Below are 15,006 nucleotides of genomic sequence, written 5' to 3'. Positions count from 1 at the left end.
TCATCGCACACTAGCGCGGGCCGGGGGCATCCGCAACGAGTCTTTCACAACGGCTCTGGCGGGCCGCCGAGCGCCTCGACGGCGAAGTCCACGAGCGCCGCGGCGCGAGGGGTGAGCGCCATGTCCTCAGGCCAGATGGCGACGACATTCGTGCCCATCCCGGGCGGATCGAGCGGCCGGACGGCGAGGGGGCGCCCCTCGACGCTCACGGGGAGGCTGTTCGGGCGGGACATGAGCAGGCCGTAGCCGACCCCCCGCGCGACGAGCGCCTGGACGAGGATGACCTGCGGGACGCTCGCGACGATCCGCGGCGTCAGCCCCCGGGCAGCGAACACGCTGTGGGTGTTGGCCGTGCTCGGGCTCGACTCGTACATGACGAGCGGCTCCGCCGCGAGGTCGGCGAGGTCGACGGCGTCCCTGGCCGCGAGCGGGTGGTCCGCGGGGAGCACGGCCTCGAGCTCCGTCGGGAAGATCTCGCGCTGGGCGTAGCCGGTCGGCAGGAGCATGTCGTACACGATGGCGACGTCGAGCCGGCCCGACTGCAGGGCGGGCAGGAGGTCCTCATGCGTGCCGACGGTGACCTCGACGTCGACCTCGGGGAAGCGCCGCGGGAAGCCGTCGAGGATCTCCGGGACGACGGCGCTCGCGAAGCTCGCGAAGCAGCCGAGCTTCACCGGCCCGCGCAGCCCCCCGCCGTCGCCCTTCGCCCCGAGCACGAGCTCGCGCGTGTCCGCGACGATCCCCCGCGCGCGGGCGGCGAAGTGCTGGCCCGCGGGGGTCAGCTGCAGGCCGCGGGCCTTGCGCCGGACGCACAGCTGCTCGCCCACGGCGCGTTCGAGCGCGGTGATGGCCTGGGAGAGCGCGGACTCGGAGATGTGCAGGTGGTCCGCCGCGGCGCTGATCGTCGGGAAGTCCGCGAGCGCGGAGAACAGCTCGAGCTGCCGGAGGGTCACCTCGGACACTGAGGGCCTTTCGTCGTGCGCATGGAGGGGGAATACCTAAGCTGAATCAAAGTATATTGACGGATTTCTGAAGTTTACATACGGAAGTGCGGTGGTTCACGATGGTTGCACCGTCGACTCCCTTCCGGCGCACAGTTGCGCCCCCCGTGCGGCCACAAGCCGCCCCGCCACGGCATCGCCGTCGATGCCGACCAGCAAGGACACCGCATGAACACTTCCGGCGCCTCCGCCGCGTCCCGCGGAACGAACGCAGCAGCCAACCAGCGAAGGGTCGCCTTCGCGACGATCATCGGCACCACCGTCGAGTGGTACGACTTCTTCATCTACGCCACCGGCGCCGCGCTGGTCTTCGCCGAGCTCTTCTTCAAGCCCGCCGGCAACGACATTGCGCTCCTGCTCTCCTTCGCGACGGTCGGCCTGTCCTTCCTCTTCCGCCCGCTCGGCGCGTTCCTGGCCGGGCACTTCGGGGACCTCATCGGCCGCCGCGCCATGCTCGTCATCACCCTGCTGCTCATGGGCGCGGCGACAACGCTCATCGGCTTCCTGCCCACGTTCGCCCAGATCGGCGTCGCGGCCCCGATCCTCCTGCTGGCCCTGCGCATCGTCCAAGGCATCTCCGCCGGCGGCGAATGGGGCGGGGCCGTCCTCATGGCGGTCGAGCACGCCCCCGCGGACCGCCGCGGGCGCGCCGGCTCGTACCCGCAGCTCGGCGTCCCGCTCGGCATGCTCCTCGCCTCGGGCGTCATGGCCCTCATGACCGGCGTCGTCTCCCCCGGCGCCGCCTTCCTCGAGTGGGGCTGGCGCGTGCCGTTCATCCTGAGCATCGTGCTCATCGGCGTGGGCTACTTCGTCCGGCGCTCGGTCGACGAGAGCCCCGTCTTCGCGGAGATCGCCGAGCGCGGCCAGCAGACCAAGGTCCCGATCGTCGCCCTGTTCCGCCGGCACTGGCACCTCGTGGCCCTTGCTGCCCTCGTCTTCGTGGGCAACAACGCCGTGGGCTACATGACCACCGGCGGCTTCATCCAGGGCTACGCGACCACCGGCCTCGCGATGGACCGCACCGCGGTCCTCGTCGCGGCCACCGTCGGCTCGGCGGCCTGGCTCGTCTCGACCCTTGCCGCGGGGATCCTCTCCGATGCGATCGGCAGGAAGAAGACGTACTTCATCGGCTTCGTCCTCCAGGCGCTCGTCGTGTTCCCGGTCTTCTGGCTGGTCGACACGGCCAGCCTCGCGGGGCTCTACGCCGGCCTCATCGTCCTCTCGATCGGCCTCGGCCTCACGTACGGGCCGCAGGCTGCGCTGTACTCGGAGATCTTCCCCGCCTCGGTGCGCTTCTCCGGCGTCTCGATCTCCTACGCGATCGGCGCGATCCTCGGCGGGGCCTTCGCCCCGACCATCGCCCAGGCCCTGCTCCAGGCGACCGGGACCACGGCGGCCGTGTCCCTCTACCTGCTCGTCGCGACCCTCGTCTCCATCGGCGCGGTGCTGTGCCTCCGGGACCGCAGCGGCATCCCGCTCGGCCCCGACCACGAGGAGGAGCAGGCCGTCGGCGCCACCGTCTTCGGCCCGGCGGCCCCCGCCCCGGCGCGGGACGAGGCGCCCGCCACCGCCTGATCCCCCCAGTCTCGCTCGTGAGGCGTGAGGCGGTTGGCCTCACGCCTCACGAGGCTCACGCCTCACAAGTGGAGCGAGTGGCGCGTTCAGGTCTTCCTGCGGTCCGACTTCAGGACCTCGAGGCGCTGTCGGTACTCCGTCTCGTCGATCTCCCCGCGGGCGTAGCGTTCGCGGAGCACCGACTCGGCGCCCGCGCCCTGCATCTCGCTCATGTTCCGCCGCCACCAGAAGCGGCGCGCGAGCGCGAAGAACAGGATGAACAGGAGGATCCAGAACAGCGGGATGAGGAGGAACCACGGCCCCGCCCACGCCCCGGCCCAGTGACCCGTGTAGTCCGCGGCGGCCTCCGCCGCGATGAGTGCTGCAGTCATGGCGTCGTCTCCCAGACTCTGTGATGCCGGCTGGCCTTCAGCCGCTGGCTCCAGTCTTCGCCCCCGGCCTGCGGCGCGCGTCGGCCGCCGGGAGTCACTTCGCGGCGTCGGGGTACTACCGCGGGAGCACGAGCGCGTGCGCCCTCACGCGAGCCAGCCCGGCCGCACGAGCCCCGACTCGTAGGCCAGCACGACGAGCTGGGCGCGGTCCCGCAGCCCGAGCTTGGTCATCGCGCGCGAGACGTGCGTCTTCGCCGTGAGCGGCGTGATCACGAGGCGCGCGGCGATCTCGGCGTTGTTGAGCCCCTGCCCGACGAGCGCCACGACCTCCCGTTCGCGGTCGGTGAGCAGGCCGACGTCGGCCGGGGCCCGCCCAGCGCCCGCTGGATGCTCCGCGGCGAGCCGCTCGAGGAGCCGGCGGGTGACGGACGGGGAGAGCATCGCGTCGCCGTCGTGCACGGAGCGGACGGCGCGGATGAGCTCCTCCGGCTCGGTGTCCTTGACGAGGAAGCCGCTCGCGCCGGCCCGGATCGCGCCGGTGACGTACTCGTCGAGCTCGAACGTCGTGAGGATGACGACGCGGAGCCCGGCCGGCGCGGCCTCGAGGATCCGGCGCGTGGCCTCGAGGCCGTCGCCGCCGGGCATGCGGATGTCCATGAGCACGACGTCGGGGGCGAGCCGGAGCGCCGCGGACACCGCCTCCGCCCCGGTGCCGGCCTCGCCCACGACCTCCATGTCCGGCTCGGCGTCGAGCAGCGCGCGGAAGCCCGCGCGGATGAGGGCCTGGTCGTCGGCGATGAGGACTCGGATCATGCGTCCCCACGCTCCGGCCCGCCGGCGCCGCCCGCCTCGGGGAGCTCAGCGCGGACCCGCAGCCCGCCGTCGTCCGCAAGGGTGAGCCGCCCGCCCGCGGCCTCGACGCGCTCGCGCATGCCCCGCAAGCCCGCGCCGGGCACGGCGCCGCGGAGCCCCGCGCCGTCGTCGTGCACCTCGACCACGATCCGGCCGCCCTCGCGGGCGAGGGACACTCGCACCTGCCGGGCCCCCGCATGCCGGACGGCGTTCGTGAGCGCCTCCTGGACGACCCGGTAGGCGATCCGCGCCAGGGCGGGCGACGGCGGCGGGTCGAGGCTGGCGTCGAGGGTCGCCGCGAGCCCGGCCCCGCGGGCGTCCTCGACGAGGGCCGGGAGCCGCTCGAGCGGGTCGCCGGGCGTCGTCGGGGCGTCCTGGCGCAGGACGCCGAGCAGGTCGCGCACGTCGCCGAGGGCCTCGTGGCTCGCGAGCTTGATGGCCTCGAGGGCCGGGCGCAGCTCCTCGGGCCTGCGGTCGGCGAGGTGCAGGGCGACGCTCGCGCGGACGTTGATGAGGGACAGAGAGTGCGCGACCACGTCGTGGATGTCCCGCGCGAGCTCGAGCCGCTCGAGGTCGCGGGCCTCACGGCGGCGCGCCTCCCCCTCCCGGCGGCGTTCGGCGAAGCGCTCCCTGCGCACGCGCAGGCCCTCGCCGATGAGGAGCACGACGGCGGTCCACGCCACCGCCGCCCCGGCGCGCACCCAGTCCCCCGCCAGAACGGCCCAGACGGCCGCCGCCGCGGCGAAGGCCGCCCCGGCGGACCAGGTCCAGCGGCGCGCCCCGGCCGCCGTCGCGGCGACAAGGCCGATCGCGGGCGAGGCGAGCACGGGCCCCCACGGGTAGCCGGCGGCGAAGTAGCCGATGGTGAGGGCGACCACCGCGGCGGCGGCCGGGCCCGGACGCCAGCGCAGGGCCAGGAGCAGGGCCGGGCCGGCGACGAGCAGGGCGGCGCCGAGCGCGTCGAGGGGGCGCGCGTCGGGCTGCCTGAAGGAGGCGCCGTGCGTCCCGGCGAGCTGGATGGCCGCGAGCACCGCGGCGCCCGTCACCGCGAGCGGCAGCGGCGCGCGCCACCGGGGCGCGCCGAGCTCCTCGCTGTGCCACCGCATGAGCCGAGCCTACGCGCGCCAGCGGCCGGACGTCGTCGCCCGTTCGGTGCACTGGGCCCGCGTCCCGCTACTCCCCCGGGAGTATGCCTGGGTGCCCCCGGGACAGCGCGACAGGACGGCGGCGCGGGACATTGTCGGTGCTGGAGCCCGCGCGTAGCGTGAAATGCGTCACGCGGATCTTCCGCGTGCCGTCATCACGAGGAGTGCACCATGCGTCTCTACCCTGCCCGATGGAGGGCCATCGCCGCCGCCACCGCCGTCCTCGCACTCGCCGGGGCCTCCGCGCCGGCGCTCGCCGTCAAGGGCGGCGTCCCCGCCATTCCGCTCAATACCGAGCAGGAGACGACCGGCTCGGACACCGGCGCCTCGGGCTTCTTCAGCTACACGATTGAGGGCAACCAGTTCTGCTACACCCTCGAGGCGCGCGACCTGTCCGTGTCCGCGTCCGCGGCGCACATCCACCTCGGCGACCGGAATGTCGCCGGCGGGGTCGTCATCCCCCTCACGGTGGGCTCGGGGACGAGCTGGACCGTGGACACGTGCACCACGGTGACCAACGCGGCGCTCCTGGCCGCGATCGCGGAGAACCCGCGCGACTACTATGTCAACGTCCACACCGCGACCTTCCCGGGCGGGGAGATCCGCGGGCAGCTCAAGTAGCGCCCCGGCGGATGCGAAAGGGCGACGGCGGCACCCAGGTGGGTGCCGCCGTCGCCCTTTTGTGCGGCGGGGGAAGCGGTGGGCGGCTAGGCCCGGGCCGCCGCGCGCTCGGCCGCCTCGACCACGTTGGTCATGAGCAGCGCCACGGTCATGGGGCCCACGCCGCCCGGGTTGGGCGAGATGTACCCCGCGACCTCGGCCACGGCCGGGTCGACGTCGCCGAACACCTTGGGCTTGCCGCCCTCGGGGTCGTCCTCGCGCGTCACGCCGACGTCGAGCACGGCTGCGCCGGGCTTGACGTCCTCGGCCTTGACGATGTGCTTGACGCCCGCCGCGGCCACGATGACGTCCGCCTCGCGCAGGTGCTTGGACATGTCCGGCGTGCCCGTGTGGACCACCGTCACGGTCGCGTTGACCTCGCGGCGCGTGAGCAGGAGCGGCATCGGCCGCCCGATGGTCACGCCGCGGCCGACGACGACGACGTGCTTGCCCTTGAGGTCGTAGCCGTTGCGCAGGAGCAGCTCGATCACGCCGCGGGGCGTGCACGGCAGCGGCGTGTCGATTGTCCCGTTGACGTTGAGCACGAGCTTGCCGAGGTTGGTCGGGTGGAGCCCGTCAGCGTCCTTGGCCGGGTCGATGCGCTCGAGGATCGCGTCCGTGTCCAGGTGCTTCGGCAGCGGCAGCTGCACGATGTACCCGTGGCAGGACGGGTCCGCATTGAGCTCGTCGATGAGGGCCTCGACCTGCTCCTGGGACGCGTCCGCCGGCAGCTCCTTCTGGATCGAGTTCATCCCGATCGCGTTGGACTGCTTGTGCTTCATGCCGACGTACAGCTGCGAGGCCGGGTCGGCGCCGACGAGCACGGTCGCGATCCCGGGCGTGACGCCCTGGGCCTTGAGGGCCTCGACCCGCTCGGCGAGCTCGGCCTTGATGGCAGCGGAAGCGGCCTTCCCGTCGAGGACGATGGCCTTGCTCGAGGTGCGCTCCGTCATCTGTGCGCTCACCACTCCTCGTGCCCCGGGTAGAGCGGGAAGTCGTTGGCGAGCCTGTCGACGCGGGCGCGGAGGGCGTCAAGGCCGGAACCGGCAGAGCCGGCGCCGCCCTTGAGCGCTGTCGCGATGATGTCGGCGACCTCGGTGAACTCGGTGGCGCCGAAGCCGCGCGTCGCGAGGGCCGGGGTGCCGATGCGCAGGCCGGAGGTGACCATCGGCGGGCGCGGGTCGAACGGCACGGCGTTGCGGTTGACCGTGATGCCGACCTCGTGGAGGAGGTCCTCGGCCTGCTGGCCGTCGAGCTGGGAGTTGCGCAGGTCCACGAGGACGAGGTGGACGTCGGTGCCGCCGGTGAGGACGGAGACGCCGGCGTCGGCGACGTCCTGCTGGTTGAGGCGGTCAGCGATGATCCGCGCGCCCTCGAGCACGCGCTCCTGGCGCTCCTTGAACTCCTCGGAGCCCGCGATCTTGAAGGCCACGGCCTTCGCGGCGATGACGTGCATGAGCGGCCCGCCCTGCTGGCCGGGGAAGACGTTGGAGTTGAGCTTCTTGCCGAACTCCTCCTTGGCGAGGATCACGCCGGAGCGCGGGCCCGCGAGGGTCTTGTGCACCGTGGACGTCACGACATGGGAGTGCGGGACCGGGGACGGGTGCAGGCCCGCGGCGACGAGGCCGGCGAAGTGCGCCATGTCGGTCCAGAGGAACGCGCCGACCTCGTCGGCGATCGAGCGGAACGCGGCGAAGTCGAGGTGCCGCGGGTACGCGGACCAGCCGGCGATGATGACGTTCGGGCGCTCGGCGAGGGCCTGCTCGCGGAGCTTGTCCATGTCGACGCGGAAGGTGTCCTCCTCGACCTGGTACGCGGCGACCTGGTAGAGCTTGCCGGAGAAGTTGAGCTTCATGCCGTGCGTGAGGTGGCCGCCGTGCGCGAGCGAGAGGCCGAGGATCTTGTCGCCCGGGTTGATGAGGGCGGAGAGGGCGGCGGCGTTGGCCTGGGCGCCCGAGTGCGGCTGGACGTTGGCGTACTCGGCGCCGAAGAGGGCCTTGACCCGCTCGATCGCGAGATTCTCGGCGACGTCGACGTACTCGCAGCCGCCGTAGTAGCGCTTGCCGGGGTAGCCCTCGGCGTACTTGTTGGTCAGGACCGAGCCCTGGGCTTCCATGACGGCGCGCGGGGCGAAGTTCTCCGACGCGATCATCTCGAGGGTGTTGCGCTGGCGGCCGAGCTCCTGGTCCAGGACGGCGGCGATCTCGGGATCGACCTCGGCGAGCGGCAGGTTGCTGACGGCGGACACGGTGGGAGTAGTGGGAGTCACGGGATCTCCTGTTGCAGGTGGCGGGAGGCTACTGGTCAGGCTACCGGCCCAACCCGTCCGCCGGTACTGGATGGCGGAGCGTGAAGGACGCGGCATTACTCGACCCCCGGCCCAGGCGTACGATCCGCGGAATCCCGTGCGCGCGGCACCTGGGGCCCGGGAGGAGCCCGGGGCGTCGGTGCCGCGCAGTGCCGCTCCCCGGTGGTGACCCACCCAACGCCAGTCGCGACCCGGCCAGTCTACCGGGCGGCCGGGAACACAAGAGCCCCCCGTCCGGTTGACGAGAATAATTGACACGTCAGGCAGGAGGGGTCGTGGAGGAACTCAGGGCAGTGGTCGTCGGAGCGGGACAGGCGGGGCTCAGCGCCGCCTACTGGCTGGCCAGTAGGGGCCTGGGCCCGTGGGAGGACTTCGTGGTCCTCGACGCCAACGAGGGGCCCGGGGGCGCGTGGCGGCACCGATGGGACTCGCTGACCTTCGACGCCGCCCACGGCCTCCACCCCCTCCCCGGCCTCCCGCTCGGGGCGCCCGACCCGCGCGAGCCGGCCTCCGCCGTCGTGAGCCGCTACTACGGCGCGTACGAGCGCGAGCTCGGGATCCCGGTGATCCGCCCCGTGCGGGTCGCCTCGGTCTTGCACGCGGACGACGGCGGCGGCCTCCTCGTGCGCGCGGCCGACGGGCGCGCTTGGCTCGCCGAAACCCTCATCTCCGCCACCGGCACGTGGGACCGCCCCCACTGGCCGCACTACCCCGGCCAGGAGCTGTTCCGCGGGCGGCAGCTGCACACGCACGACTTCGTCTCGGCCGAGGAGTTCCGCGGGCAGCGCGTGCTCGTCGTCGGCGGCGGGACGAGCGCCCTGCAGTTCCTCCTGCAGCTCGACGCAGCGGGCGCCGAGACCGTCTGGTCCACACGCCGGGCGCCCGACTTCGCCGAGACGCCCTTCGACGCCGACTGGGGCGTCGCCGTCGAGCGCCGCGTGGGCGAGCGCACCCGCGCGGGCCTCCCCCCGCTCTCGGTGGTCGCCGCGACGGGGCTGCCCCTCACGGAGCAGTACCGGGCGGGCATCGAGTCCGGCGTCCTCGTCTCGCGCGGCCCGCTCGCCCGGATCACTCCCACGGGGGCCGTGCTCGCGGACGGGAGCGCCCTCGAGCTCGACGCGATCCTGTGGGCCACCGGCTTCCGGGCCTCGCTCAGCCACCTCGCGCCCCTGCGACTGCGCGAGCCCGGCGGCGGGATCATGATGGGCGACGACGGCGTCTCGGCCGTGCGCGAGCCGCGCCTGTTCCTGGTCGGGTACGGCGCCTCGGCCTCGACCGTCGGGGCGACGCGGGCGGGCCGCGCCGCGGCCGTCGCCGCGACCCGGTTCCTCGCGCGCTCGTCCCGGGACGCGAGGCTCGCCTCGGTACCCTAGGACGCGTGGAACGCAACTCCTTCATCGTGACCCTCTCCTGCCCCGACCGGCCCGGGATCGTCCACGCCGTCTCCGGAGCACTGCTCGAGGCCGGGTGCAACATCGCCGAGTCGCGGCAGTACGAGAGCCCGGACACGGGAACCTTCTTCATGCGGGTCACGGTGGAGACCGCCTCCGAGCGCCCCGCCCTCGAGGCCGCGCTGGCGCCCGTCGCCGAGGCCTTCTCGATGAAGCTCGGCATCTACAACGGCGGCGAGCCCGTGCGCACGCTCATCATGTGCTCGAAGGACGGCCGCACCCTGAACGACCTGCTGTTCCAGCAGCGCACCGGCACGCTGCCGATCGAAGTGCCGGTCGTCGTCTCGAACCACACCGAGCTCGCGCCGATGGCCGAGTTCTACGGCGTGCCGTTCGTGCACCTGCCCGTGACCCCGGAGACCAAGGCCGAGGCCGAGGCGAAGCTCCTCTCGCTCGTCGAGGAGCACGGCGTCGAGCTCGTGGTGCTGGCCCGGTACATGCAGGTCCTCTCCGACGGCCTGTGCCGCGCACTCGAGGGCCGCGCGATCAACATCCACCACTCGTTCCTGCCCTCCTTCAAGGGGGCCCGCCCGTACCACCAGGCACACGCGCGAGGGGTCAAGATTATCGGGGCCACCGCGCACTACGTGACCGCGGCGCTCGACGAGGGGCCGATCATCGAGCAGGAGGTCATCCGCGTGGACCACGCGAAGACCCCCGAGCAGTTCGTCCGTCTCGGCCGCGACGTCGAGGGGCGCACCCTGTGCCGCGCCGTGCAGTGGCACGCCGAGCACCGAGTCCTCCTCGACGGGCACCGAACGGTCGTCTTCGACTGACGCCGAGGCGGGGGTCAGTGGGTCGCGTTGGCCTTGCGGTGCGCCCTGGCCAGATCCACGTAGTGTGACGCGTTGCGGTGGACGCCGGCGACCTCCTCGTCGGTGAGCTCACGCCGGACCTTCGCGGGGACGCCTGCCACGAGCGAGCGCGGCGGGACGACCGTGCCCTCGAGGACGACGGCGCCGGCCGCGACGAGCGAGCCCCTGCCGATGACGGCCCCGTTCATGACCGTCGCCCCCATGCCGATGAGCACGTCGTCCTCGACCGTGCAGCCGTGGACCACGGCGTTGTGCCCGATCGAGACACCCGCGCCCACGGTGCACGGGAAGCCCTCGTCGGCATGGAGGACCACGTTGTCCTGGAGATTGCTGCCGGCGCCGACGATGATCGTCGCCGAGTCGGCGCGGACCGAGACGCCGTAGAAGGCGCTCGAGCGCTCGGCCAGGTGGGCATCGCCGATGATCGATGCCGTCGGGGCGACAAAGGCGCTCGGGTGGATGTCGGGCGCGCTGCCCCCGAACTCGATGACTGGGCTCATGGCCCAAGAGTAGCCTCCGCCCCCGCCCTCATCGCGAGGGGGGCTTGTGTTCATTTCTTGACGACAAAGGCGTTCGAGAGGAAGCTAAGTCGCATGGTCTCCACGTTGCGCTCGACGACGAGCGGCGCCGCCAATCCGGGCTCGCAGTCCGCGCTCCGACGGCTCAACGAGCAGCGCATCGTCGAGGCGCTCATGGGAGGCCCGGCAACCCAGGCCGAGCTCTCGCGGTCGACTGGCCTCTCCACGGCCACCGTCTCCAACATCGTCAAGGTCCTGCTCGACGCGGACATCGTCTCGACCGAGCCGACGACGAGCTCGGGCCGGCGCGCGCTGAGCGTGCGGCTCAACAGCAACTCCGCCGTCGCCGTCGGGATCGACTTCGGCAGGCGCCACCTGCGCGTCGTCCTGGCGAACCTGGCCTACGAGGTCCTGGCCGAGGAGACCGTCACCCTCCCCCTCGGCCACGAGGCCGACGTGAGCATCTCGACCGCCGTTGACCTGCTCGAGACCCTGCTCGCGGAGGCGGGCGTGCGGCGGGCCGACATCGTGGGGGTCGGGGCCGGGATCCCCGGCCCGATCGACCACCGCACCGGCACGGTCGCCCAGGGCGCGATCCTGCCCGAATGGGTCGGCTTCCAGATCCTCGACCGGCTCGAGCACCACCTCCGACTGCCCGTCTTCGTCGACAACGACGCGAACCTGGGGGCGCTGAGCGAGGTCACCTGGGGGCCGCACAGCGGGGTCGAGAACCTCATGTTCGTCAAGATCGGCTCGGGCATCGGCGCGGGACTCATCCTGGGCGGCGTGCCGTTCTACGGGCACGTGGGCGTCACCGGCGAGATCGGCCACGCGACGATCGTCGAGCACGGGCACGTGTGCCGCTGCGGCAACCGCGGCTGCCTCGAGACAATCGCCTCGACCACGACCATGTCGGAGCTCTTGAGCCGCGGGGAGCCCGAGCCGCTGACCCCTGACGAGATCGTGCGGCGGGCGCTCGCTCGGAACCCCGCCGTCCTGCGCGTGATCGACGACGCCGGGCACGCCGTCGGCCGCGCCCTCGGCAATGTCGCGAACCTCATCAACCCCGAGGTCATCGTGGTCGGCGGCCCGCTCGCCGAGCTCGGGGAGATCCTCCTCGAGCCCGTGCGGCGGGGCCTCCTGCGGCACGCCGTGCCCCTCATCGGCGAGACCACGACCCTCGCCATGTCCGCCCTCGGCGCGCGCGCCGAGGTCCTCGGAGCCGCCGCCCTCGTGTTCCAGCACGCCGACATCGCGCACCACGGCTAGCCCTCCCCTGCCGCCTGCTTCAGGCGCGCGGCCGACCGATTGCGTTCAACTCTTGACGCCAACGGCCGCTGACTTGTTTACTTTCTTCTCAGACGGCGCCGCCGAAACTGGCCGCCGGACAACGACGTTCGACCAGGAGGCAAGGGGCACATGGCGCCGAACGAAGCGGTCATCCTCGAGATGAGGTCCATCACGAAGGAGTTCCCGGGGGTCAAGGCACTCTCGGACGTGAACCTCAAGGTCAAGGCCGGCGAGATCCACGCGATCTGCGGCGAGAACGGCGCCGGCAAGTCCACCCTCATGAAGGTGCTCTCCGGCGTCTACCCGTACGGGACGTACTCGGGGGACATCGTCTACCAGAACGAGATCCAGCAGTTCCGCGACATCCGCGCGAGCGAGCACGCAGGCATCGTCATCATCCACCAGGAGCTCGCGCTCATCCCCGAGCTCTCGATCATGGAGAACATCTTCCTCGGCAACGAGCCCGTCCGCCGCGGCGTGATCGACTGGAAGGAGGCCCGCAAGCGCTCCCTCGAGCTCCTCGCCCGCGTGGGCCTGCGCGAGGACCCGGACACCCCCATCAAGGAGATCGGCGTCGGCAAGCAGCAGCTCGTCGAGATCGCCAAGGCCCTGAGCAAGTCCGTCAAGCTCCTCATCCTCGACGAGCCGACGGCCGCACTCAACGAGCACGACTCCCAGCACCTGCTGGACCTCATCCTCGGCCTCAAGGGCCGCGGAATCACATCGATCATCATTTCCCACAAGCTCAACGAGATCGAGCAGATCGCGGACTCGATCACGATCATCCGCGACGGCAAGTCCATCGAAACGCTCGACGTCAAGGCCGACGGCGTCGACGAGGACCGCATCATCAAGGGCATGGTGGGGCGCACGCTCGAGTCCCGCTTCCCCGACCACACTCCGAAGATCGGCGAAGTCCTGTTCGAGGTCAAGAACTGGACCGTGCAGCACCCCAACGTCCCGGACAGGCTCGTGTGCAAGGGCTCGAGCTTCTTCGTCCGCAAGGGCGAGATCGTGGGATTCGCCGGCCTCATGGGCGCGGGCCGCACGGAGCTGGCCCGCAGCATCTTCGGGCGCTCCTACGGGAAGTTCATCTCGGGCCACACCTACATGCATGGCAAGGAGGTGCACATGCACACGGTCGGGCAGGCCATCGAGGCCGGCCTCGGCTACGTCACCGAGGACCGCAAGACGCTCGGCCTGAACCTCCTGGACGACATCAAGACGACCACCGTCTCGGCCGCGCTCAAGAAGATCACGCGAGGGCTCGTCGTCGACCGCAACCGCGAATACCAGGTCGCCGAGGAGTACCGGAAGTCGCTGCGGACCAAGACCCCGAGCGTGGACGAGGGGGTCGCGAAGCTCTCGGGCGGGAACCAGCAGAAGGTCGTCCTCGCGAAGTGGATGTTCACCGAGCCCGAGCTGCTCATCCTCGACGAGCCCACCCGCGGCATCGACGTCGGGGCGAAGTACGAGATCTACGGGATCATCCAGCGCCTCGCGAACCAGGGCAAGGGCGTCATCGTCATCTCGTCCGAACTGCCCGAGCTTCTGGGCCTCTCCGACCGCATCTACACGATCTTCGAGGGCGCCATCACCGGTGTCCTGACGAAGGAGGAGGCCACGCAGGAGAGCCTCATGAAGCTCATGACCCAAGCCCGCAAGTCGGCGGCCTGAGACGAAGAACCAGGAGACCTAAGGACACCCCATGGACGCCCTCAAGAAGCTGTTCGGCGGCAACACGCGCCAATTCGGCATGATCTTCGCCCTCGTGGCGCTCGTGATCCTCTTCCAGATCATGACCGGCGGGCTCACGCTGACCCCGGACAACGTCATCAACCTCTTCAACGGCAACTCCTACATCCTGATCCTGGCCATCGGCATGGTCCTCGTGATCATCGCCGGGCACATCGACCTCTCGGTCGGCTCGGTGGCCGCCTCGGTGGGCATCATCGTGGCCATCACGATGCGCGACTGGAACCTGCCCTCGTGGGTCGGAATCCTCTTCGGCCTCGCGATCGGGGCGGTGATCGGCGCATGGCAGGGCTTCTGGGTCGCCTATGTCGGCATCCCCGCCTTCATCGTGACCTTGGCCGGCATGCTCATCTTCCGCGGCCTGAACCAGTACATCGGCAAGTCGAACACCATCCCGGTCGACCGGGACTTCCAGTTCATCGGCGCGGGCTTCCTCCCCGAGATCGGTCCCGTGACCGGCTACAACAACCTCACGCTCCTCATCGGGCTGGTCGGCGTCGCCGCCGTCGTCTACTTCGAGCTCAAGAACCGCCGCGAGGCCATCGCGCTCGGCGCCGAGGTCCCCGAGCTGTGGGTCACGGTGACCAAGCTCGTGCTCATCGGCGGAGCGATCCTCTACGCGACCTACCTCTTCGCGACGGGCCGCCCCGGCACCTCCTTCCCGATCTCGGGCATCATCCTCGGCATCCTCGTGCTGCTGTACGGGTTCATCTCGGCCAAGACCGTCGTCGGCCGGCACATCTACGCCGTCGGCGGCAACCGGCACGCGGCCGAGCTCTCGGGCGTGCAGTCCAAGAAGGTCAACTTCCTCGTCATGATGAACATGGCCATCCTCTCCGCCCTCGCCGGCATGGTCTTCGTCGCCCGCTCCACAGCCTCCGGCCCGTTCGACGGCACCGGCTGGGAGCTCGACGCGATCGCGGCCGTGTTCATCGGCGGAGCAGCGGTCACGGGCGGCGTCGGCACGGTCATCGGCTCCATCGTCGGAGGCCTCGTCATGGCCGTGCTCAACAACGGCCTGCAGCTGCTGGGCGTGGGCGCCGACATGACGGCGATCATCAAGGGCCTCGTGCTCCTCGCCGCCGTCGCCTTCGACGTCTACCAGAAGATGCAGGGCCGGCCGTCCATCCTCGGGCTCCTCATCCGCGGAGGCCGCGGCACGGGCGGACCGACGGTCAACGGCGGCAAGGGGACCCCGTTCCAGCCGGACGAGACGACCAAGACCAGCGAGGTCGTGGCGAAGGAGGTCTGAGGCCCCTCCGCAC

The 15,006-nt window shown here is 71.3% G+C and carries 14 protein-coding genes; 7 read left to right on the top strand and 7 right to left on the bottom strand.

The features are described 5' to 3' along the window. Positions 1-44: 44 nt before the first annotated feature. Positions 45-962, bottom strand: a complete 918-nt coding sequence (locus tag ACUYMY_RS05360; protein WP_481702589.1) for a LysR family transcriptional regulator — start codon at positions 960-962, stop codon at positions 45-47. 207 nt (positions 963-1,169) lie between these two features. Here ACUYMY_RS05360 and ACUYMY_RS05355 point away from each other — a divergent pair, with 207 nt between their 5' ends. Next, entirely contained in the window at positions 1,170-2,576 is a 1,407-nt protein-coding gene (locus ACUYMY_RS05355) for an MFS transporter (protein ID WP_481702588.1), read from the top strand. Between the two features lie 86 nt (positions 2,577-2,662). On the opposite strand, the gene ACUYMY_RS05350 is transcribed toward ACUYMY_RS05355, so the two are convergent. From ACUYMY_RS05350 to ACUYMY_RS05340, 3 genes are all read right to left on the bottom strand, one after another. Next, on the bottom strand, positions 2,663-2,947 hold the full coding sequence (locus ACUYMY_RS05350; RefSeq protein WP_481702587.1) for an SHOCT domain-containing protein: 285 nt from the start codon (positions 2,945-2,947) through the stop codon (positions 2,663-2,665). A gap of 144 nt (positions 2,948-3,091) precedes the next feature. Then, complete coding sequence (locus tag ACUYMY_RS05345) at positions 3,092-3,760, bottom strand: response regulator transcription factor (protein WP_481702586.1); 669 nt, start codon at positions 3,758-3,760, stop codon at positions 3,092-3,094. Beyond that, positions 3,757-4,905 carry a sensor histidine kinase gene (locus ACUYMY_RS05340; RefSeq protein ID WP_481702585.1) on the bottom strand — a complete coding sequence of 383 codons (1,149 nt, stop codon included), beginning with the start codon at positions 4,903-4,905 and terminating at the stop codon, positions 3,757-3,759. The genes ACUYMY_RS05345 and ACUYMY_RS05340 overlap by 4 nt, the downstream gene beginning before the upstream one ends. 210 nt (positions 4,906-5,115) lie before the next feature. On the opposite strand from ACUYMY_RS05340, the gene ACUYMY_RS05335 reads away from it, so the two are divergent. Beyond that, a complete protein-coding gene (locus ACUYMY_RS05335; protein ID WP_481702584.1) occupies positions 5,116-5,565 on the top strand; it encodes a CHRD domain-containing protein in 450 nt (149 codons plus the stop codon). A gap of 86 nt (positions 5,566-5,651) precedes the next feature. Here ACUYMY_RS05335 and ACUYMY_RS05330 read toward each other — a convergent pair whose 3' ends face one another. Together ACUYMY_RS05330 and glyA are read right to left on the bottom strand one after the other, a co-directional pair. Then, positions 5,652-6,557, bottom strand: coding sequence for a bifunctional methylenetetrahydrofolate dehydrogenase/methenyltetrahydrofolate cyclohydrolase (locus ACUYMY_RS05330; RefSeq protein ID WP_481704963.1), 906 nt, complete (start codon positions 6,555-6,557; stop codon positions 5,652-5,654). Positions 6,558-6,565: 8 nt separating this feature from the next. Continuing rightward, positions 6,566-7,873, bottom strand: a complete 1,308-nt coding sequence (gene glyA, locus ACUYMY_RS05325) for a serine hydroxymethyltransferase (protein WP_481702583.1) — start codon at positions 7,871-7,873, stop codon at positions 6,566-6,568. Between the two features lie 314 nt (positions 7,874-8,187). On the opposite strand from glyA, the gene ACUYMY_RS05320 reads away from it, so the two are divergent. Both ACUYMY_RS05320 and purU read left to right on the top strand, forming a co-directional pair. Further along, positions 8,188-9,285 carry an NAD(P)-binding domain-containing protein gene (locus tag ACUYMY_RS05320; protein WP_481702582.1) on the top strand — a complete coding sequence of 366 codons (1,098 nt, stop codon included), beginning with the start codon at positions 8,188-8,190 and terminating at the stop codon, positions 9,283-9,285. A gap of 5 nt (positions 9,286-9,290) precedes the next feature. Beyond that, positions 9,291-10,139 carry a formyltetrahydrofolate deformylase gene (gene purU, locus ACUYMY_RS05315; RefSeq protein WP_481702581.1) on the top strand — a complete coding sequence of 283 codons (849 nt, stop codon included), beginning with the start codon at positions 9,291-9,293 and terminating at the stop codon, positions 10,137-10,139. A gap of 14 nt (positions 10,140-10,153) precedes the next feature. On the opposite strand, the gene ACUYMY_RS05310 is transcribed toward purU, so the two are convergent. After that, the gene (locus tag ACUYMY_RS05310) at positions 10,154-10,678 is read right to left on the bottom strand and encodes a gamma carbonic anhydrase family protein (RefSeq protein WP_481702580.1); all 525 of its coding nucleotides are present in this window, start codon (positions 10,676-10,678) and stop codon (positions 10,154-10,156) included. Between the two features lie 93 nt (positions 10,679-10,771). Here ACUYMY_RS05310 and ACUYMY_RS05305 point away from each other — a divergent pair, with 93 nt between their 5' ends. The 3 genes from ACUYMY_RS05305 (at position 10,772) to mmsB (ending at position 14,993) form a co-directional block, all read left to right on the top strand. Then, positions 10,772-11,965: an ROK family transcriptional regulator gene (locus ACUYMY_RS05305; RefSeq protein WP_481702579.1), complete on the top strand. Its 1,194-nt coding sequence runs from the start codon at positions 10,772-10,774 to the stop codon at positions 11,963-11,965. 150 nt (positions 11,966-12,115) lie between these two features. Further along, positions 12,116-13,663: a multiple monosaccharide ABC transporter ATP-binding protein gene (mmsA, locus tag ACUYMY_RS05300; protein WP_481702578.1), complete on the top strand. Its 1,548-nt coding sequence runs from the start codon at positions 12,116-12,118 to the stop codon at positions 13,661-13,663. A gap of 31 nt (positions 13,664-13,694) precedes the next feature. Next, positions 13,695-14,993 carry a multiple monosaccharide ABC transporter permease gene (mmsB, locus tag ACUYMY_RS05295; RefSeq protein ID WP_481702577.1) on the top strand — a complete coding sequence of 433 codons (1,299 nt, stop codon included), beginning with the start codon at positions 13,695-13,697 and terminating at the stop codon, positions 14,991-14,993. Positions 14,994-15,006 lie beyond the last annotated feature (13 nt).

The organism is Sinomonas sp. T428B (assembly GCF_056780155.1).
The sequence above is the reverse complement of the archived record's forward strand: the minus strand, read 5'-3'. Positions and strand labels throughout refer to the sequence as shown.